Raw genomic sequence first — 17779 nt, 5'->3', positions numbered from 1 at the left:
CGACGGCGGCGTCGAGGGGAACCAGGAGTAGCAATGAACCCTCAATTACCCCGTCCGCAGCTCTCGCGCCGGCAGATTATCAAGGGATCCGCGGGCGTACTCGGGATGATGGCTCTTCCCGGCCTGCTGTCCGCGTGCGGCAGCGACGACGGCGGGTCAGGCTCCGACGGAGACCCGATCCGGATCGCGGTCACCTCGGCGACGTCCGGTGCGCTGGCGATCTACGGGCGTGCGGTCCTGGATCTGGCGCCCTTCGCCGCCAAGTACCTCAACGACGCCGGCGGCGCCAACGGGCGCAAGATCGAGCTCAAGATCTATCCGAACAACGGGGAGACGGCCGACGCCATCCGCGCGGTCGAGAGCGCGGTGCGCCAGGACGGGTTCGAGATTCTGACCGGCTACTTCTCGTCGGCCCAGTCCGCGGCCATTCAGCAGTCGCTCGACCGCCTGGGGCTGCTGTTCATCGATCCGGACGCGCAGGCCGACGGTCTCACCGGTGCCACCTGCAATCCGCTCTACTTCCGCACGGTGCCCAGCGTGAGCATGAACCTGAACACGCTCGCCGACGGCGTGCGGGGCCTGGGCATCACGAGCTGGAGCGCGTTGTGCTCGGACTACGCGTTCGGTCACGACGCGTATGACGCGTTCAAACGGCTCGTCGAGGGCCAGCCCGGCACCACGGTCGCGCCGGGACACTTCCCGCCGCTCACCCATGCCGACTACGGCTCCTACATTTCAAAGCTGCTCGGCGAGGGGACCAAGGGACTGTTCACCGGGGTCGCCGGCGCCGACGCCATCACCTTCTTCAAGCAGGCGAGCCAGTATGGGGTCCTCGACCGATTCGACGCTATCGTGGGCGTCAACAGTTTCGACGTGCTGGTCTTCGACGCCATCGGTGACGCCGGCCTCGGGCTCTACGGCGTGCCGGGCTACGATCCCGCCCTCGACAACGAGCGCAACAAGAAGTTCGTCGAGGCGTTCACGAAGGAGTTCGGGCGCGAGCCGTTCTACATCGAGGCGAACACGTTCGTCGCGCTGGAGATGCTGCTGGCCGCCGTCGCCGAGACGGACTCCACCAAACCGGCGGCGCTGGCGAAGCAGCTGACCGGTTTCCGCACCGACACGATCATGGGCAACGTCGAGCTGCGGGCGGAGGACCACCAGATCCAGCGCGAGAACTGGTTCGGTCAGATCGTTCGCGACGAGGCCACCGGCGGGATCAAGTGGGGCAACACCACCGCGGTCAACAAGGACAACGTCGCCACGCCCGTGTCAGCCGAGTGCAAGATGTAGCGGCTTCTAGCAAGCGAGGGTCACTCAATGGCAATTCAGCTCCTGAACGCGCTCGCCTATGGCTCGCTGCTGCTTATCCTCGCACTCGGCCTTGCGATGATCTTCGGGCTCGGTGGCGTTTTCAACTTCGGTCACGGTGCGCTCTACATGTTCAGCGCCTACACCGCCTACTCGCTGAGCTCGGCGGTCTCATTCTGGCTCGCGTTGGTGACGGTCCCGGCCGTGCTGGCGCTGGTCGGCTACCTGGTGGACAGGGGCGCGTTCAGGTTCCTGCGGAGCCGAGATCCGATCGAGTTGGCCATCATCACCTACGGCGGTGCGCTGGTTGTCGAGAACATCGTCGTCATGGTGTGGGGGACGCAGCCCAGGGCGCTGGACGCACCGGCACCCTTCAACGGGTCCGTCAGCGTGCTGGGTGACCCCTACCCGTCGTACCGGCTGTTCGTCATCGTCTTCAGTCTTGCCGTGGCGATCGGTATCGCCTCCTGGCTGCGCTATTCGAAGATGGGCCTCCATGTCCGGGCGGCGAGCCGCGACCTGCGGATGACCGCGGTCGCCGGAGTCGACACCGACCGGCTCAACGCCGTCGTCGCGGCGGTGAGCTTCGGCCTGGCGGGCGTGGCCGGGGTACTGGTCGCTCCCTATGCCACGGTGAGCATCGACATGGGCGCGAGGATCCTGGTCATCGCGCTGATCGTCACGACCGTCGGCGGCCTGGGCAGCATCGGCGGAGCGGCGATCGCGGCCATCGCGCTCGGCCTCATCCAGGTGACCGGCGACGTGAATCTCCCCGGCTGGTCCGCGCTCACCCCGTACGTGGTGATGATCGTCGTGTTGATCGTCCATCCGCGTGGCATCGCAGGAAGGATCGAGACATGACCTTGACGTCGGAGGACTCGATGGAGCGGCGTATCAAGGCGGACGTGGGGAGCGGTAACCGCCGGCCGGGTGGGCCGCGCCTTCGGCCGATGTGGGTGGTGAAGGTCGGTCTGGTCGCGATCGGCTTTCTCGTTCCGCTGGTCGTGACCGGTCCATACCAGCGTCATCTTGTCGTGAACGCCGCCATCCTGGGCATCTTCGGCTTGGGCGTGGCATTCCTGATCCGGCGTCTCGGCATGGTCAGCCTGGGGCACGCGCTCTATTTCGGTGGCGCGGCGTACGCCTTCGGAGCGTTCAGCACGCATGGGGGTCTCGACATCGTTCCCGCGCTGTTGCTGGCCCTCGGCGGGGTGGTTGCCGTCGCGCTCGCCGTGGGGAGCCTCCTCGTGCGGTCCCGCGGCATCGCCTTCACCATGCTCACTCTCGCCTTTGGACAGTTCGTCTTCACGCTCGCCGGGCTCACTCAGACCCGCTCGGTGACCGGCGGCGACGACGGGTTGCCGGTGCGCATGAACGGCACGCTGCTCGGCCTCACCGTCCGGGACTTCTCCAACCCGACCACCATGTGGACCATCTGTTGGGCGGTGGTGACGGTGGTCCTGCTCGCCCTGGGTCTCATCGGACGCTCCCGCTTCGGGAAGCTCCTGGAGGCGATCCGCGAGAACGAGGAGCGGGTTCGGTTCAACGGCTCCAACACCTACCTTCCCGTCTTGGTCGCGTACGTCGTCTCAGCGCTGGTCGCCGGCATCGCGGGTGTGCTCTTCGCGCTCTACAACTCCTTCCTGTCCCTCGATGTCCTTGCCTGGACCACATCGGGCAATGCCTTGATTGTGTCCTTCATCGGTGGCTGCTGGACGGCGACCGGGCCGCTGTGGGGTGCGCTCATCTACACCGTCGGCAACGCGATGCTGGTTTCCGGTGGCCGGAACGAGTGGCAGCTGTACGTCGGCGTCGCGGTCATCGTCGTCATGGTCTTCGCCAAGGCGGGAGTGGTCGGATCGTTGCAGGCGCAGTGGGTTAGACGCCGAGAACGCCGTCAACCACCGGTGGACCTAGTCAGGACGAGCTGAGGGCGGAGGGGAAGCAGTTGGTGCTCACGGTTCGCGACGTCACGGTCCGGTTCAAGGGTGTGACGGCGCTCGAAGACGTAGGGCTGGACCTCCAACGCGGTCGCGTCCACGGGGTGATCGGGCCGAACGGTGCCGGCAAGTCGACGTTCGTCGACGTGGTCTCCGGCCGCCGGCGCGGCGGCAAGGCATCGATTGTATTCGACGGAGAAAACGTGGCCGGCCGTTCGGTCACCTGGCGCCGCCGCCACGGCATCGCGCGGTCCTTCCAGCGCACCAGCGTCTTTCCCGACCTCACCGTCCGCGCTCACTTCGAGCTGGTCGCCCGCACGCTGCGCGACGAGAGCGTCGACGAACTCATCGACGCCCTGGGGCTGGGGCCGCTGCTTGACCGCAAGTGCGGACAGGTCTCGTACGGCGACCAACGGCGGGTCGACATCGGCATGGCGCTCGTAGGCGGGCCGGCGGTGCTCCTGGCGGACGAGCCGGGGGCGGGACTGTCCCGCTCGCAGAGCCTGGAGCTGGCACGCTTCATCCGGCAGCTGGCCCGGGAGCGTGACATGGCGGTGCTCTACATCGAGCACGACGTGGACGCGGTGTTCGAAGTCTGCGATGACATCACGGTTCTCAACCTGGGCCGGGTCCTGATGTCCGGGTCCCCCGCAGAGGTGCGGCAGGACAACGGTGTGCGAGACGCCTATCTGGGGAGGGAAGGATGAGCGCGGTCCTCACCCTTGACGCGGTATCAGCCTTCTACGGGCCGGCCCAGGTCCTCCGAGACGTCTCCTTGTCCATCGAGAGCGGCGAAGCGGTTGCCCTCGTGGGACGGAACGGGGCCGGCAAGTCGACGCTCGCGATGGCGTTGTACGGGATCCCTCGCGTCGAGGGGTCGATTTTCGTCGGCGGTGAGCCGCTCAAGCTCACGCGTGCCTACCACGCGTCCCGTGCCGGCATCGCGCTCTGTCCCCAGGGTCGGCGCATTCTCTCCAACCTGACGGTCGAGGAGAACCTCCTCCTCGGCGCCGCACACGCGCGGCCGGGCTCGTGGAACCTGCGGTCCGTCTACGCGCTCTTCCCCATCCTCGCCGAGCGGGCGCGCTACAACGGTCATGCGCTCAGCGGCGGACAGCAGCAGATGCTCGCCATCGGCCGGGCATTGATGTCCAACCCCCGGGTGCTTGTGCTGGACGAGCCGACGGAGGGCCTGTCCCCGGTGGCGATCGACGAGGTCATCGACGCGCTGGCCTCGATCGGTGAGACAGGGACGGCGCTCTTCCTGATCGAGCAGAACCTGAGGCTCGTTTCGCGTCTGGCGAGCCGCTACGTGGCCTTGGTCAAGGGTGAGGTCGTGCGGGCGGGAGCGGTGACGGGCGAGTCGATGGAAGAACTCAGGAGCACCGTGGGTGTCTGACCACGGTTGCCGAATCGCGCGCACGCAATCACCAACATCGTCTATCAGGAAGGAACGCAGAGGTGACGCAAGAAGCGGTATCTGATCTCACGGTCGACACGCTGGCATTAATGCGGATCGAAGGCTCTTACGCGCCCACCTACGACGGACGGCACGGGGAGGAGTGGGCGAACCTCTTCACCGAGGAAGGCATCTACCAAGCGCGTGTAATGGACGGCCAGGCGGGCAACTTCATCGCGGGTCGTGACAACCTCGCAAAGTTCTGCAACGAGCAGCCATGGCACGGGATCCACTACATGATGACGCCCCGGTTTGACATCGACGGAGATACGGCGTCGTGCCGCGTCCACTTCCAGTACCGGGCCATCGGGATCGTGGACGGGAGCGTCTCGATCCGCAACAGTTCGGGTGCCTACGACGTGGCCTACGTCAGGGCCGGCGCCGGGTGGCTCATCGAGCGCCGGATCACCTCCTTCTTCGCCGAATCCAAGGAGGTCTTCCACGGCTGGTACCCCACCGCCGCCGACATGTCCGGGCCCTGGCCGTACCAGGATGAGCGCTATGTCGACCGCCGCGTCCAGGAGTCCCCGATGACTCAGTCGTGATGCCCGTGCCGGATGAAAATCGGGGGCGGTCGCCCGTTGACGTCGTGCGCCGCTGGGATGCGCCAGTCACCGCGGCGGAGTACCAGCCTGAAGCAACCGAGGGAGCTCAGCATGGCTATTGACAGCACCAGCGAGAGGTTCGCCGCAGGTCTTCAGATCCGACGACAGGTACTGGGCACGGATCACGTCGATCGATCTCTGAAGAACGTCAGCGAGTTCTCCAGCCCCGTGCAGACGTACGTGACCGAGACCTGCTGGGGTGACATCTGGTCCCGCGGCGACATCGACCGTCGGACGCGCAGTCTGCTGAACCTGGTCATGCTGACCGCGCTCAACAGGATGCATGAGTTCGGGGTCCACGTTCGCGGTGCGGTGGCGAACGGCTGCACGGTCGACGAGATCAAGGGCGCGCTGTTGCAGACCGCGGCGTATTGCGGCGCGCCGGCCGCACTTGAGTCCTTCAGGATCGCCGAGCGCGTCCTCAGGGAGATCGAGGTCCTCGACGAGTGACGCCGTTCCGTCAGGAACAACGCTGGGGATCAGGACCGGTGGTAGCGCGATGCCAGTTCAGGGCTCTGGCCACCGAAGGCGGCGAGTTCGGCGGCAAAGACCGCGTCAAGCAGACCCGGAGGTTCTCCAGCACCGTCACGCCGGTCGGCTCCCGGCCGAGCAACGCGACGTCCAGCAGCACGCGGACGGTCTGGTGTCAAGCGCAGCCCGGACCACGTCGGCCGGATCGGCCAGCGACCACCCCTGCTCGCGCTTCGCCCAGGCGGACATGTCCGTGTCCACCAGCGCCATGGCCAGGGCGGTGACCTGCGTGCCCTGCCCGGCCAGCTCCAGCCGGACGCCGTTGGTCAGCTGCCACGCGGCCGCCTTCGCCGCCCCGTAGGTATCGGCGAACCCGAACGCCCGAAACGCGCTCTGCGAGAGGACATTGAGGATGGCTCCGCCACGGTTGCGGTTGAGGATGGGCGCGAAGGCCCGCACCGTGCGCAGGCTGCCCCAGAAGTTCACCTCCATCTCGTGCCGCGCGTTCGCGAGGTCGCTGCCGATGAACGAGCTGAGCGTCGCGACCCCGGCGTTGTTGATCAGCAGGGTCACGTCGCCCGCCGCCGCTGCGGCCGCCTGTACCGACGCGTCGTCGGTCACGTCCAGGCGCAGCGGCACCGCCTCCGGCACGTCGACCGGCTCAGGGTTCCGGGCGGTCGCGTACACCTTCGCCGCTCCCCGGTCCAGCAGCTCGGTGACAAAGTGCCGGCCGAGCCCGCGGTTCGCCCCGGTCACCAGGACAGTCTGATCCTTGATTTCCATGTGCTCGTCTTCTCCTCGGTCACGCGTTGGCGCGGGCGGCGAAGAGCCCGGCGTGGTCGGCGGCGAAGGTGGTGATGTCGCGCGGGAGGCGTCCGGTCAGATCGGTGACGGAGGTGTGCACCTCGCTGGCCTCGCCGCGGGCGTAGTGGGCGTAGTCCTCAACCAGCCCGTCGAGCTGCCAGGGCGGCAGGACACCGCGCAGCGCCTGGGCGAACTGCTCGGCCGGCACGTCCTGGAAGGTGACCGGCTGGCCGGTCGCCTGCGAGAGCGCTTGCGCGATCTGGGTGTGGGTGACCGCCCGTGGGCCGGTCAGGGTGTAGGTGCGGCCGGCGGTCGCCGGGTCGCTGAGCGTGGCGGCGGCAGCCGCCGCGATGTCACGGGTATCGATGATGCTGACAGCGGCGTTCCCGATCGGTGCGGCGAACCAGCCCTGCGCGATGGTTTCGGCGAAGCCGACGAGGGCCTGCATGTACAGGTTGGGTCGCAGGATCGTGTGGTTGATGCCGAGCCGCCGGACGTGTGCCTCGACCCGGGCGTGCCAGCGCAGGAACCGCACCGGTGAGTCGAGGTCGGCGGCGTACTGGGAGAGCAGGACGAGCCGGTCGATGCCCGCGTCGCGGGCGAGGTCGGCGAAGCGGATCTGGAGCCGGGCAGCGGCCTCGGCCGAGGGGCTGTTGAGGAATACGGCGTCGACACCGGTGAGCGCGGCGGTGATCGAGTCGGCGTCGGTGAGATCGGCCACGACGTTCTCCACGCCGGGAACGGGTCGTGTGGGGTCGCGGACCATGGCGCGTACGTTGACGCCCCGCGCTTGCAGGGCCGGGACGAGCGCGGAACCGACAGTGCCGGTCGCGCCGGTCACGAGGATGGTGGACGCGTTCATGACGGCCGCCTTTGATCCGGGGGCCCGCGAGCCGGGCCTGACCACTTCAGCGTGTTGCGTCGGAGCGCGCGTGCACAGGCCAGGAACTTCCTAGTAAGGCTCGTACCAGTCTGGAGGCCGTCGACGATCGGGCCCGGCAGGTTTCCGTGCCGCCCCTTGACCGGTGCCGCTCAACGGCCGTCCGACGGCGATGCCGTAGTGAACGCCACGGCTGCCGAAGCTCACGGCCCCATACAATGGCGCGGTGTCCTCAGACGTCCACTCGCTCGCCGGTCTGATCCGGGTGTGGCGGGAGCGGCTGGTCCCGTCGGATGTCGGGCTGCTCTCGTATGGGCGCCGCCGCACCAAGGGGCTGCGCCGGGAGGAGCTGGCACAACTGGCCGGCGTGAGTTCGGACTACATCACCCGGTTGGAGCAGGGGCGATGGCAGACCCCATCGCCCCAGGTTGTCGCTTCCCTGGCGCGAGCTCTCCAACTCGACCGCACGGAGGCCGATCTGCTCTATCGGGCGGCCGGCCTGGCGACGCCCTGCCCCGGAGGAATCTCCCACCACATTCCGCCGGGCGTGCAGCGCATGTTGGCGCGGTTGGCCGACCTGCCGCTGGCGGTGTTCGCGGCGGACTGGACGATGCTGGCGGCGACGCCGTTGCACGACAGGCTGTTCCTCAGGCCGTCGCCGATGGAGGTCCCGGGGCAGAACCTCGCGGTCGACATGTTCGTGAACAAGACGTCGATGGTCGTCGCGTATCCCGAGGTCGGCGCCGACATGTTCGAGCGGGCGATCGTGGCGGACCTGCGTCGCACGGCGTCGTACGCGGTTGACGATCCGGGCTTCGCGGCCCTGCTTGAGACGCTCCGCAATGAGAGCCCACGATTCGTCGAACTGTGGGCCGAGGGAATCGTGGCGGCACACCAGAGCCTGGTACTGACGGTTCACCACCCGGACGTCGGCGATGTCACCGTCGACAGTGACATGCTGACCGTCCCCGACTCCGACCTGAGGGTCGTCGTCCTTACCGCGGCGGCCGGGAGCGACGCCGCGGAGAAACTCGAGCGCCTGCGTACCGCGACCTGACCGGAAGCAACCGGTACGAGTACGGTCGCCGCCGTCGACGCGCCTGGCAGGGAAGACACTTACCTGGTTGCCGCCGGCGCGTACCCACAGGCTGGTTCCGTCCCGACAAAGACGGAAGGAAGCGTGATGAGCGACAAGGCGACGCCGGACGGCTACGTCACTCTGATCTGGGAGGCCCGGTCCAAGCCCGGGCAGGAGGCCGAGATGAAGGCATTCCTGACGCGTGGCATCAGTCCGTCCCGCAATGACCCGGGCAACATCGAGTACGAGGCGCACGAGGTGGAGGGCGAGCCGGGTACCTTCGTCATCCTCGAACGCTGGGAGACCCGCGAAGCGCTGCACCGCCACCTGAACGCACCGCGAATGACCGAACTCGTCCCGCGACTCCTGGAGCTCATGGAGGGCACGATCGAGGACGGTGTCAGGTTCCTGCACCCGTTCCGTCCGCCGCGATAGCAGCCGCCCGCCGGGCCGTCACCGTGGCGCGATGCCGTCGAGGAGGTTGTTGACGAGGGCGACGAGGAAGTCGTCGGTGACGGGCTCGTCCGGGACGAGCAGGCGGTAGTACGTCGCGCCCCACAGTTGGTCGACCAGCACCTGGACGTCGACGTCGGCACGGATCTGGCCCGCCTCCTGGGCAACCGTGAGGCGTTCGCCGGCGAGGCGGCGGCGCTCGGAGGTGTAGAGCGTACGCAGCGCGGTGGCGAGGTCGGGGTCGGTCTGGGACTGGCCGATCAGTTCCAGGAGCGCCTGCCCGCCGGGCGCCGCGATCATGATGTAGGCGAACGCGCGGAGCTGGTCGACCAGGTCGGCGCGGATGTCGCCGGTGTCGTGGAAGGCAAGGGCGGGCTGGACGGCGTGGAAGTAGCCGTCGAGGGCAAGGGCGCCCTTCGACGGCCACCACTTGTAGAGCGTGGTCTTGCTGACGCCGGCGTGTCGGGCGACGCGCTCGAAGGTGAGGTCGGCGCTGCCTTCCTTGAGGAGCAGCGCTCCGACCGTCTTGAGCACGTCAGCCCGGACCTCGTCGGCGGGCCGGCGGCCCCGGCCGTGGCGCTCGGGAAGCGCTTCGGGCTCTGTCACAGCTGCTCCCTCCGGCTGGTGCGGGGCCGAGTCTAGGGTCAGGCCATGCCGCCGTTGGTGAACACCACCTGGCCGTTGACCCAGCGGGCCGGACCGGCGAGGAAGGCGACGGTCTCGGTGATGTCCGAGGGCGTGCCGAGGCGGTCCATCGGGTTCGTCGAGGCGATCCGGGCGACCAGCTCCTCGCTCTTCCCGTCGAGGAACAGGGGCGTCGCGGTCGGGCCGGGGGCGACGGCGTTGACCGTGATGTCACGGCCGCGCAGCTCGCGGGCCAGGATCAGGGTGATCCCCTCGACCGCGGCCTTCGAGGCGACGTACGCGCCGTAGGCCGGTAGCTGAGTGCGGGTCACCGAGGTGGAGAAGTTGATGATCGCCCCGCCGGTACGTACGCGGTTGGCCGCCAGCTGGGAGACGACGAACGTGCCGCGGATGTTCGTGCGGTGCATCCGATCGAGGTCGGCGAGGTCGAGGGTCGCGATCGGCGAGAGCAGCATGATCCCGGCGGTGTTGACGACGACGTCGACCCCGCCGAGTTCGGCGTCGATGCGGTCGAACGCCGCGGCCATCGCGACCTCGTCGGCGATGTCACCGCCGACCGTGATCGCCCGGCCGCCGTGCTCACGGACCGTCGCGGCGAGCTTCTCGGCGCGGTCGGCGTTGCCGGCGTAGTGGATGGCGACGGCGAAGCCGTCCCGGGCGAGGCGCTCGACGACCGAGCTGCCGATGCCGCCGGAGCCGCCGGTGACGAGTGCTGTGCGGGTGGTGGTCATGGTGGGTTCCCTCCGACTGATGTGGACGCCACGTACATATAAGTACTGATGTGGACTCACCGTCCATTTACTTGTGGGTAAGAGATTCCCGCCAGACGTTTGACACCGGCACAGTGGGTCGATGATCTGACCGCCCGGTTCGCCGTGCTCGGGATCTTCGACGAGGAAGCCGACACCGACCCGTCTCCTCGGTCGGCACGTGGAACGTTCAGCGTGGCGGCCCGACGATGACCTGCCCGTACTCGTCGGCGGCCTGCGCCAGGACGGCCGGGTCGATCTCGAAGCCGTCGGGGCGCGGGGTGGCGCGGTCGCGGCCGGCCTGGCGGAACATGCCCTCGATGCCGGCCGGCGTGCAGATCATCAAGAGGTCCGCGGTGGCCGAGGTGACGCGGTAGCCGTGCGGGATGTTGCGGGGCAGGTAGACGATGCCGCCTTCGGCCAGCTCCAACTGTTCCTCACCCGCCCACACGAGGGCGGTGCCCCGCAGGAGGAGGAACACCTCGTCCTCGCGGGTGTGCATGTGGAACGGTGGCGCCTCGTCCTTGGACACGGCGAATCGGCCGACGGTGAGGCTGCCGCCGGTTGCGGCCCCGTCGAGCAGCAGGGAGAGGGTGCCGCCGTCAAGCCACTCCAGCGCTTGGTGCTGGTCGGACTGGGCCAGGTACGGGATGCTCATGAGCCTGCTCCGGTCGTGCGCGTGAGGAAGGGGGTGATGATCGCGAGGAGGGCTTCCGGGTTCTCCTCTGCGACGAAGTGACCGCTACCGGGTACGACGCCGGCGGCCACTCCGGGTGCTACGTCGCGCAGGGCCTCGGCCAGGCGGGAGCCGGCGGCATGCTCCCCGCCGACCGCCAGGGTCGGCATGCGGAGGCGGCCACCGGCCGCGTACCAGGCCCTGTTGGCCTGGCCGTCGTCAAGGAGCGTGCGGTAGTGCGCGAACCCTGCCTTGAGCGCGGCCGTGCCGGAGTAGCGGGTGAAGCCGTCCGGGAGCGGGTCGGAACCGCCGGTGGTCATGAGGGGATCAACTCGCCGACGACCGGGATCAGGGCCTGGCCGGCGGGGCTGGCCCAGCTCTTGGCGAGTTCGGTGAGGATCATGTTGGTGGAGGTGATCCCGGCGCCGGCGTTCTCCATCCGCCGTAGGGCGACCTCGTCTGCCTGGGTGCTCATCGATCCGCCGGCGTCGGCGACGACCTGGACCTGGTAGCCCTGGTCGAGCGCGGTCAGGGTCGGATATACCGTGCAGACGTCGTTGGTGACCCCGGCGATGACCAGGTTGCGGCGGCCGGCCGCGGCAACGGCGGCTGCGAAGGCAGGGTCGTCCATGGCGTTGACCACGCCGATGCGCTGAATGCGGGCGGCGTACTCATCGGGGGCGACGACGGCGATCTCGGGCGCCAGGGGACCCTGGTCGTGGTCCTCCAAGGACGTCGTCAGGACGAGCGGAAGGTCGAGGGCTTTGGCGGCCTTGGCCAGCGCGACGGCGTTGGCCAGCATCTCGGCGTGCTCGGTGGAGCGGACCCAGCTCATCGTGCCGATCTGGTGGTCGATGAGCAGGATCGCGGTGTCGTCGGGCGTGAACAGGTTGAGTGGCATCAGAACTCCCCGGGTCGTCTCGTGGCTGCCCCGTTGTTGGTGGCCTTGCGTCACATCGCAGCACCCCGATCGCCCACGTGGCAGGGAAGAGGTTTCCCTGGCTGCCCCGGCGCACGTACCAGGGAAGTCCCTTCCCTGGTTGCCGCCCGGTGCGTCCGCGCAGGCTGGTGCCGTCCCGACAAAGAAGAAGACAGGCATGTGACCATCGCCGAGCCGCTCGGGACGGCGTAATGGAGGAATGGTGCGAGAGTTCGAGTGGGACACCGGCGACCTGGCCGACCAGGGCGGGCGGACCGTGGTCGTGACCGGTGCGAGCAGTGGTGTCGGCTTGGAGGTGACCAAAAGTCTGGTCCGGGCCGGGGCGACGGTGATCGCCGGCGTGCGGAACGTGGCGAAGATGTCGGCGCTGATCCCGCGGCTCACCGACGGCCTCGACGGCGGGTCCTCCGGCAGGGTGGAGGCGCGGCCGCTCGATGTGTCCGACCTGCGCTCGATCGATGCCTTCGCCGCGGAGTTGGCCGGCGACGGCGTGGCCCTGGGCGCGCTGGTCAACAACGCCGGCATCAGCGCTTCCCGGTTCGCCCTGAGCCGCGACGGGGTCGAGCTCACCTACGCGACCAACCTGGTCGGCGCCGCGTGGCTTGCCGAGCGGGTGTTGCCTCAGCTGACCGGGCCCGACCCCCGGGTGGTACTCGTCGGATCCAATTTCTCGCAGCGTACGCAGGCGATGCCCGATCTCGGTGCGGTCGGCGACCCGGCACGGTTCCGCCAGCTCGCCGCCTACCGGGGCTCCAAGATCGCGGCGGCGGCCTACGCGGTCGACCTCGGCGAGCGGCTGGCGGCGGCTGGTTCGCCGGTGCGTTCGGTGATCGCCCACCCGGGCGTCGCTGCGACCGCGATGGCGGCTCAGGCCGACAACGTGGTGACCAAGGCGATCGCGGCGGTCGTCCTGAGCAGGCTCGCCAGGCCGGCGGACGATGCGGCGCGGTCGGTGATCTGGTCGGCGACCTCGCGGGATGTGGTTCAGGGCGTCTTCGTCGGGCCCGCGCTGCGGCGCCGGGACCGCCGGCTGCACGTCGTGCCCGTGCGCGGCGGCGCGGCGGACCCGGCCTTCCGCGCGCGCGTGCGCGACTTCGTCCAGACCGCTACCGGCGAGTCCCGGGTGCTCGGGCAGTAGTGCCGCCGGCGCCCGCGCTCGGGCATCCCCGGAGCATTCAGAGAAGGTGGAAGCGTGCGCAAACTCGAGGTTGCCGAGTTCGCCATCGCGGTGCCGGAGGACGACGTCGCGGATCTACGCCGTCGCCTGTCGTCGACGCGTTGGCCCCGGCCGTGGCCCGAGCCCGCGTGGTCGGCGGGAACCGACCGTGCCGTCCTGGCACGCCTGGTCGACTACTGGGCCCACGGATTCGACTGGCGCAGCCACGAGCGACGCCTGAATGCTGAGCCACAGCGAATCGCGACGGTCGGTGGACAGCGGGTGCACTTCCTCCACGCGCGGGCGGAGGAGCCGACGGGTCTTCCGACGATCCTCACCAACGGGTGGCCGAGCACCTTCGCCGAGATGATACCGCTGGCGCACCGGCTCGCCGGCCTCGGCCACGACGTCGTCGTACCGTCTCTGCCCGGATTCACCTTTTCCGATCAGCCCGCCGGGGCTCCGGCCGCGGTTCCGACGTACGAGCTCTGGCACCGCCTCATGTCCGGTCTCGGTTACCACCGATACCTCGCGCACGGGGGTGACCTCGGCGCCGGGATCACCTCGCGTCTCGGGGCCGCCCACCCGGCGGCGGTCGCCGGCATCCATCTGATGGCAGTGATGGCGGCCGCCGACCACAGCGACCTCACGGCGGACGAGGCAGCCTACCTGTCCGGGATCGAGTCCTGGACCAGTGACGGCGGCGCCTACGAGCATCAGCAGCAGACTCGACCGCTGACGTTGGCGTACGGCCTGAGCGACTCGCCGGCCGGTCTGCTGGCCTGGATCCTTGAGAAGTACCGCGGGTGGAGCGACAGCGGCGGAGACGTAAGCACTCGATGGACCGATGACGAGATCCTGGTGCAGGCATCGCTCTACTGGTTCACCAACACGATCGGCACGTCGTTCCGGCCCTACTTCGACCACGTGGCGCATCCGACGCCGCGGCCCGCGATGGGCGACGTGGCGACCGCTGTGGCCGCGTTCCCGTACGACATCTCCGTGCCGCCGCGGGAGTACGCCGAGCGGACCTACCGTGTTGTCCGCTACAGCCGCTTTGACCGGGGCGGGCACTTCGCGCCGCACGAGGAGCCGGAGGTGCTGGCCCGGGACATCCACGAGTTCGCCGCCGCGCTCTCTGCCTGATGGAGAGCCCTGAACCCGAGCGTTTTGCCGGTGCGGTGACCGCCGTACCAGACGTCATGCACTTACCGTATGAGCTGTTGTGCCACTGGCGGCTACCGGGGGAGCCCGGGTGCGGGCAGGGTCGCCAGCATGATCCAATCCGCTACGCCGGTGCGCCGCGCCCGCAGGTCATCGCTGCTTCCAGGACTGGTCGTGGTCGTGGTCGGAGTCGTATTGGCGATGGCGATCAACCGCGTGCTACCCGCCGTGAGCCCGCTTATGGCCGCGTTGGTGCTCGGCGCCGTTCTGGGCAACTGCGGGATCTCCACCGTCGCGCTCGCCCCCGGCCTGGCGTTCGCCGCTCGGCGGTTGCTGCGGGTCGGGATCGTGCTCCTCGGCGTGCAACTCGCCGTCCCGGACGTCCTCAACCTGGGTCTTCCGGTTCTGCTGCTGGTGCTCGCGACGGTGATCGTCACCTTCTTCAGCACGCAGTGGTTCGGCCGGCGGCTGGGGCTCAGCCGCGATCGCACGCTACTGGTCGCCACCGGCTTCTCCATTTGCGGCGCGGCCGCGGTAGCGGCGGTGGATGGGGTCACCGACAGCGACGAGGAGGACGTGATGACGGCGATCTCCCTGGTTACCCTCTACGGCTGCCTCGCCATCGTCGCGCTGCCCGTCGCGCAGACCTTCCTGAATCTGTCGCAGGAGGGTTTCGGCATCTGGGCCGGTGCCAGCGTGCACGAGGTGGCGCAGGTGGTGGCGACCGCCGAGGTGGTCGGTTCGGCGGCGCTCGCCACCGCGGTCGTGGTCAAACTGACCCGCGTGGTGCTGCTCGCCCCGCTCATCGCCGGGATCGGTTTCTGGCGGCGGCGGACCGCGCAGGCAGCGGGTGGCAAGAAGGCGCCATTGGTCCCACTCTTCGTCGGTGGCTTTCTCACGATGATGGCGCTGCGCAGCCTGAACCTGGTGCCGGTCGATGTGTTGGCTCCGCTCAAGGTGGCCCAGGCGGTGCTGTTCACCGCCGCGTTGTTCGGCGTGGGTGCCGCGGTCCGGCTACGCGCCCTGCTGCGTACCGGCTGGTCGGGCCTGGCCGTCGGCCTGCTCTCCACCGCCCTGATCATGCTGATCTCCCTGGGTGGAGTGCTGGCCCTCAGCTGACTGCCGCCGCCGGTGGCCGTGTTCCGGGATGGCGATCGTGGCGCAGAGCCGCAAAGTCGGTATCCCCGCCGACCTCATGCCCCTCTCGGGGGCGGCGCAGGCTCCGCGGAGCGCTTCCATCCGCACAGTTCAGCGGCTGCCCGTCATCGCGAGACGAACGAGCCCCGCTGCCGGCTCGGGGAGTCGGGGTTTGCGCCGCCACACCGCACGCAGCGGCCGTCGCAGGTCGAGGTCTCCGAGGGGCACCTCGAAGAGCCGCCCCTCACGCAGCTCGGCAGCGACAGCGAGGGCGCTGAGAACGGCCGGAGCGACACCGGCCTCGACCGCCACCTTCACCGCGGCGTTCGAAGACAGCTCCAGCACGGGCGCGGCGATCACACCTCGCCCGGCCAACGCGCGCTCAAGGGCATTACGTGTACCAGAGCCGGGCTCGCGCACCACCAGTGGCGTCGCAGCCAGGTCCACGACTTTGAGCGGCTCACGCCGTCGCGCCCATGGATGTTGCGGTGCGACCACCACCGCAAGCCGGTCCTGGGCGACGCGCTTAGCCGCGAGCCCCTGTGGCACGGACGGCGACTCGATGAATCCGACGTCGATATCGCCGGCCCGAACCAGATCACCGACCCGTCGGGAGTTGACCACCCGGAGGTCCACTTCGACGCCGGGCATGGTGCGGCGAAGGCTCAGAAGCCAAGCGGGCATGAGGTACTCGGCGACCGTCATGCTGGCCGCGACCTGCAAAGACGCGTTGTGCTGCCGGCGAAGGAGCCGCACTCCCAGCAGCAGATCGTTGGAAGCCGCTAACGCCGCACGGGCCCAGTCCACAACGACCTGTCCCTGCGGTGTGAGGCGCGACCCCGACGTCGATCGGTGCAGCAACGGGACACCGAGCTCACGCTCCAGGGTGTCCAGCCGTCGACTGGCTGACGCCTGGGTAATTGCCTGTAGTCGCGCGGCCTTTCCGAGGCTGCCCTGCTCTGCGACGAGTAGCAGAAGCTCGAGGCTGGCCAGATCGGGCCAACGCGTCGTACTCATGCACTCACCGTGTGGAGGTCTGTAGAAGTAATGGGTACTGCCTGCGTCCACGACCCGGCCATCGTCCCTGCCTCACCCGAACTGTCAGTACGGCGCGCGCAAACGACACCGATCCTGTTGCCCGGCGGGCGGCCGGCCTCGGCGCCTGCGTAATCCCGCTTCCACGCCAAGCCGGCCCCCTGACACTCCTGCGAGCCGCTCGGGGCAAACGGAGTCGAGGCCGGCAAGGTGTGTGGCCCCGGCTGGCGCTGGGGCCACGCGATCTCCTGCGGTTTGTCGCTATGAACCGGTGACACCCGGGAACGACACGTCGGAGAGGGCCGGGTTCTTTTTGATGAGTCCCATGTGAAGCATGGTGTCCGCGGTTTCGGTGTAGCCTTCGAACTTGGTGTCGAACGTGATTCCCTGTTCGGTGAGCTCGACGAGGATCTTCTCCTTGGTCGTCTGCACGGCCTTGATGCCGGCCAGCCGGGTGGCCGCGGCCTGTGGATCAGTGTTGATCATTGCGGTGCCGCGTTCGATTGCATCCACGAGGGCGGCGTACCGCTTCGGGTTGGCTTTGTGGAAGGTCTCGCTGAACGCGAAGGCTCCCAGCGGGACGGGGGCGCCCAGGAGACTGTTGCCACCGATCACCTCGTGGGCTCCCTTCGCCAGGTCCTCCTGCAGGAATGGGGGCGTAGCCATGTGGGCCTGCACCTCCCGCTGCGTGAGCGCCGTCACCGCGTCGGGGTGGGGCATCATGCGGAACATGCCGTTGACCTTCTTCCAGTCACCAAGCTCGCGCTTCGCAGCTCCGAGTAGCGCGATGGAGCCAACGGCGTAGGGGCCAGGAGTGGCGATCTGGTCACCGGCCTGGAAGTCGGCCAGGGATCGATATTTCTCATCCATCGCCACCAGCGCGATGTGCGCCGTCACGAGCGCCCCACCGAAACGCACGGGTAAGCCCTTTTCCCGGGCGATGAGGACGGGTGAAACGCCAACGGAAACCAGGTCCGCCTGGCCGGAGGCGAGCGCGGTGAGGCTGTCACCTCCGGCTGAGAGTTGGACGTGCTCGACCTTCAGGTCGGGGTGTTCCTCCGCCAGAAGGTCCAGGCCGAGCAGCAGGCCGTAGTAAATAGTTCCGAAGTTCGTGACCACCTTCACGGTGCTGGTCTCGCCGTCGCTGCCGGTGGCGCCGGTCGAGGTCGAGCCGCACCCGGCGAGCAACGCGATGACGGTGCCGGCTGCCGCCGCCCGGAGGCCGCTTATTCTGCGCCGTCGCATCGGCGGGGTCACCTTCCGAGATGTCTTCATT

General features: G+C 68.6%; 21 protein-coding genes. 12 read left to right on the top strand and 9 right to left on the bottom strand.

Annotated elements, in window-relative coordinates:
* Positions 1 to 33: 33 nt before the first annotated feature.
* The 7 genes from KJS59_RS16145 to KJS59_RS16115 all read left to right on the top strand — a co-directional run bounded on the left by KJS59_RS16145 (position 34) and on the right by KJS59_RS16115 (position 5765).
* Entirely contained in the window at positions 34 to 1293 is a 1260-nt protein-coding gene (locus KJS59_RS16145) for an ABC transporter substrate-binding protein (protein WP_213453717.1), read from the top strand.
* Positions 1294 to 1320: 27 nt separating this feature from the next.
* Positions 1321 to 2172 (top strand): branched-chain amino acid ABC transporter permease, encoded by an 852-nt coding sequence (locus KJS59_RS16140; RefSeq protein ID WP_213453716.1) that lies wholly within the window; start codon positions 1321 to 1323, stop codon positions 2170 to 2172.
* A 98-nt stretch (positions 2173 to 2270) separates the two neighbouring features.
* Complete coding sequence (locus tag KJS59_RS16135) at positions 2271 to 3242, top strand: branched-chain amino acid ABC transporter permease (RefSeq protein ID WP_213453715.1); 972 nt, start codon at positions 2271 to 2273, stop codon at positions 3240 to 3242.
* A 20-nt stretch (positions 3243 to 3262) separates the two neighbouring features.
* Positions 3263 to 3958, top strand: a complete 696-nt coding sequence (locus KJS59_RS16130) for an ABC transporter ATP-binding protein (RefSeq protein ID WP_213453714.1) — start codon at positions 3263 to 3265, stop codon at positions 3956 to 3958.
* The gene (locus KJS59_RS16125) at positions 3955 to 4650 is read left to right on the top strand and encodes an ABC transporter ATP-binding protein (RefSeq protein ID WP_213453713.1); all 696 of its coding nucleotides are present in this window, start codon (positions 3955 to 3957) and stop codon (positions 4648 to 4650) included. Before KJS59_RS16130 ends, KJS59_RS16125 begins: the two co-directional genes overlap by 4 nt.
* 62 nt (positions 4651 to 4712) lie before the next feature.
* Positions 4713 to 5255 carry a nuclear transport factor 2 family protein gene (locus KJS59_RS16120; RefSeq protein WP_213453712.1) on the top strand — a complete coding sequence of 181 codons (543 nt, stop codon included), beginning with the start codon at positions 4713 to 4715 and terminating at the stop codon, positions 5253 to 5255.
* 111 nt (positions 5256 to 5366) lie between these two features.
* A complete protein-coding gene (locus tag KJS59_RS16115) occupies positions 5367 to 5765 on the top strand; it encodes a carboxymuconolactone decarboxylase family protein (protein WP_213453711.1) in 399 nt (132 codons plus the stop codon).
* 135 nt (positions 5766 to 5900) lie between these two features.
* On the opposite strand, the gene KJS59_RS16110 is transcribed toward KJS59_RS16115, so the two are convergent.
* Together KJS59_RS16110 and KJS59_RS16105 are read right to left on the bottom strand one after the other, a co-directional pair.
* The gene (locus KJS59_RS16110; RefSeq protein WP_213453710.1) at positions 5901 to 6569 is read right to left on the bottom strand and encodes an SDR family NAD(P)-dependent oxidoreductase; all 669 of its coding nucleotides are present in this window, start codon (positions 6567 to 6569) and stop codon (positions 5901 to 5903) included.
* 19 nt (positions 6570 to 6588) lie between these two features.
* Positions 6589 to 7452: an SDR family oxidoreductase gene (locus KJS59_RS16105; protein WP_213453709.1), complete on the bottom strand. Its 864-nt coding sequence runs from the start codon at positions 7450 to 7452 to the stop codon at positions 6589 to 6591.
* 244 nt (positions 7453 to 7696) lie between these two features.
* Between KJS59_RS16105 and KJS59_RS16100 the strand changes: the two genes are divergently transcribed.
* Both KJS59_RS16100 and KJS59_RS16095 read left to right on the top strand, forming a co-directional pair.
* Entirely contained in the window at positions 7697 to 8527 is an 831-nt protein-coding gene (locus tag KJS59_RS16100) for a helix-turn-helix transcriptional regulator (protein WP_213453708.1), read from the top strand.
* Between the two features lie 126 nt (positions 8528 to 8653).
* Positions 8654 to 8983: a putative quinol monooxygenase gene (locus KJS59_RS16095; RefSeq protein WP_213453707.1), complete on the top strand. Its 330-nt coding sequence runs from the start codon at positions 8654 to 8656 to the stop codon at positions 8981 to 8983.
* An 18-nt stretch (positions 8984 to 9001) separates the two neighbouring features.
* Here KJS59_RS16095 and KJS59_RS16090 read toward each other — a convergent pair whose 3' ends face one another.
* The 5 genes from KJS59_RS16090 to KJS59_RS16070 all read right to left on the bottom strand — a co-directional run bounded on the left by KJS59_RS16090 (position 9002) and on the right by KJS59_RS16070 (position 11972).
* Positions 9002 to 9607: a TetR/AcrR family transcriptional regulator gene (locus KJS59_RS16090; protein WP_213453706.1), complete on the bottom strand. Its 606-nt coding sequence runs from the start codon at positions 9605 to 9607 to the stop codon at positions 9002 to 9004.
* A 38-nt stretch (positions 9608 to 9645) separates the two neighbouring features.
* A complete protein-coding gene (locus KJS59_RS16085) occupies positions 9646 to 10377 on the bottom strand; it encodes an SDR family oxidoreductase (protein ID WP_213453705.1) in 732 nt (243 codons plus the stop codon).
* Positions 10378 to 10585: 208 nt separating this feature from the next.
* Complete coding sequence (locus tag KJS59_RS16080) at positions 10586 to 11053, bottom strand: cupin domain-containing protein (RefSeq protein ID WP_213453704.1); 468 nt, start codon at positions 11051 to 11053, stop codon at positions 10586 to 10588.
* Positions 11050 to 11391, bottom strand: coding sequence for an alpha/beta fold hydrolase (locus KJS59_RS16075; protein WP_213453703.1), 342 nt, complete (start codon positions 11389 to 11391; stop codon positions 11050 to 11052). Before KJS59_RS16075 ends, KJS59_RS16080 begins: the two co-directional genes overlap by 4 nt.
* Positions 11388 to 11972, bottom strand: a complete 585-nt coding sequence (locus KJS59_RS16070; RefSeq protein WP_213453702.1) for an isochorismatase family protein — start codon at positions 11970 to 11972, stop codon at positions 11388 to 11390. Before KJS59_RS16070 ends, KJS59_RS16075 begins: the two co-directional genes overlap by 4 nt.
* A 241-nt stretch (positions 11973 to 12213) precedes the next feature.
* Between KJS59_RS16070 and KJS59_RS16065 the strand changes: the two genes are divergently transcribed.
* The 3 genes from KJS59_RS16065 (at position 12214) to KJS59_RS16055 (ending at position 15450) form a co-directional block, all read left to right on the top strand.
* The gene (locus KJS59_RS16065) at positions 12214 to 13149 is read left to right on the top strand and encodes an SDR family NAD(P)-dependent oxidoreductase (RefSeq protein WP_213453701.1); all 936 of its coding nucleotides are present in this window, start codon (positions 12214 to 12216) and stop codon (positions 13147 to 13149) included.
* Positions 13150 to 13203: 54 nt separating this feature from the next.
* A complete protein-coding gene (locus tag KJS59_RS16060; RefSeq protein WP_249714277.1) occupies positions 13204 to 14313 on the top strand; it encodes an epoxide hydrolase family protein in 1110 nt (369 codons plus the stop codon).
* A gap of 129 nt (positions 14314 to 14442) precedes the next feature.
* Positions 14443 to 15450, top strand: coding sequence for a YeiH family protein (locus KJS59_RS16055; RefSeq protein ID WP_249714274.1), 1008 nt, complete (start codon positions 14443 to 14445; stop codon positions 15448 to 15450).
* Positions 15451 to 15579: 129 nt separating this feature from the next.
* On the opposite strand, the gene KJS59_RS16050 is transcribed toward KJS59_RS16055, so the two are convergent.
* Positions 15580 to 16485: a LysR family transcriptional regulator gene (locus KJS59_RS16050; protein WP_213453699.1), complete on the bottom strand. Its 906-nt coding sequence runs from the start codon at positions 16483 to 16485 to the stop codon at positions 15580 to 15582.
* Positions 16486 to 16764: 279 nt separating this feature from the next.
* Positions 16765 to 17748 (bottom strand): ABC transporter substrate-binding protein, encoded by a 984-nt coding sequence (locus KJS59_RS16045; protein WP_213453698.1) that lies wholly within the window; start codon positions 17746 to 17748, stop codon positions 16765 to 16767.
* Positions 17749 to 17779 lie beyond the last annotated feature (31 nt).

The sequence above is a fragment of the Rhizomonospora bruguierae genome, from assembly GCF_018397995.1.
Classification (GTDB): domain Bacteria; phylum Actinomycetota; class Actinomycetes; order Mycobacteriales; family Micromonosporaceae; genus Rhizomonospora; species Rhizomonospora bruguierae.
The sequence above is the reverse complement of the archived record's forward strand: the minus strand, read 5'-3'. Positions and strand labels throughout refer to the sequence as shown.

Coding starts and splice junctions, on each gene's coding strand:
- KJS59_RS16095 (WP_213453707.1), top strand. CDS start 8,654: ATGAGCGACAAGGCGACGCCGGACGGCTACGTCACTCTGATCTGGGAG.
- KJS59_RS16105 (WP_213453709.1), bottom strand. CDS start 7,452: ATGAACGCGTCCACCATCCTCGTGACCGGCGCGACCGGCACTGTCGGT.
- KJS59_RS16080 (WP_213453704.1), bottom strand. CDS start 11,053: ATGAGCATCCCGTACCTGGCCCAGTCCGACCAGCACCAAGCGCTGGAG.
- KJS59_RS16140 (WP_213453716.1), top strand. CDS start 1,321: ATGGCAATTCAGCTCCTGAACGCGCTCGCCTATGGCTCGCTGCTGCTT.
- KJS59_RS16045 (WP_213453698.1), bottom strand. CDS start 17,748: ATGCGACGGCGCAGAATAAGCGGCCTCCGGGCGGCGGCAGCCGGCACC.
- KJS59_RS16075 (WP_213453703.1), bottom strand. CDS start 11,391: ATGACCACCGGCGGTTCCGACCCGCTCCCGGACGGCTTCACCCGCTAC.
- KJS59_RS16125 (WP_213453713.1), top strand. CDS start 3,955: ATGAGCGCGGTCCTCACCCTTGACGCGGTATCAGCCTTCTACGGGCCG.
- KJS59_RS16145 (WP_213453717.1), top strand. CDS start 34: ATGAACCCTCAATTACCCCGTCCGCAGCTCTCGCGCCGGCAGATTATC.
- KJS59_RS16050 (WP_213453699.1), bottom strand. CDS start 16,485: ATGAGTACGACGCGTTGGCCCGATCTGGCCAGCCTCGAGCTTCTGCTA.
- KJS59_RS16085 (WP_213453705.1), bottom strand. CDS start 10,377: ATGACCACCACCCGCACAGCACTCGTCACCGGCGGCTCCGGCGGCATC.
- KJS59_RS16115 (WP_213453711.1), top strand. CDS start 5,367: ATGGCTATTGACAGCACCAGCGAGAGGTTCGCCGCAGGTCTTCAGATC.
- KJS59_RS16055 (WP_249714274.1), top strand. CDS start 14,443: ATGATCCAATCCGCTACGCCGGTGCGCCGCGCCCGCAGGTCATCGCTG.
- KJS59_RS16070 (WP_213453702.1), bottom strand. CDS start 11,972: ATGCCACTCAACCTGTTCACGCCCGACGACACCGCGATCCTGCTCATC.
- KJS59_RS16110 (WP_213453710.1), bottom strand. CDS start 6,569: ATGGAAATCAAGGATCAGACTGTCCTGGTGACCGGGGCGAACCGCGGG.